Annotated in this window: 1 pseudogene; it reads left to right on the top strand. The window is 43.1% G+C overall.

Annotated features, from left to right (window positions below):
* Nucleotides 1-228, top strand: a pseudogene (locus tag QMX84_RS26520) (hypothetical protein); the annotation flags it as partial.
* Nucleotides 229-255 lie beyond the last annotated feature (27 nt).

Raw genomic sequence — 255 nt, 5'->3', positions numbered from 1 at the left:
TTGGCTCAGCAATCGTTGGTTACATCTTTGATTTCTCGCGGAGTAACTTGTGATGCTGATAATCTTTTTGACTATCAGTCTGACTCCACAAGCACCCACACGAATTGCTTGATTCAGTTGTTAAAGAACGGTTGGTTAAGCTTTCGCTCAACCGAGGCGCGCATTCTACAGCAGCCTCTGTTGCTGTCAAGCGGTTATTTTAAGATGTTTTCAAAGTTTCCTTTGTAACATCAACCACTTGCGCTTTCGATCTCT

The sequence above is a fragment of the Pseudomonas sp. PS01297 genome, assembly GCF_029959305.1.
GTDB lineage: Bacteria > Pseudomonadota > Gammaproteobacteria > Pseudomonadales > Pseudomonadaceae > Aquipseudomonas > Aquipseudomonas helleri.
Note: the sequence above shows the minus strand (reverse complement) of the source record. Positions and strands in the feature narration are given on the sequence as shown.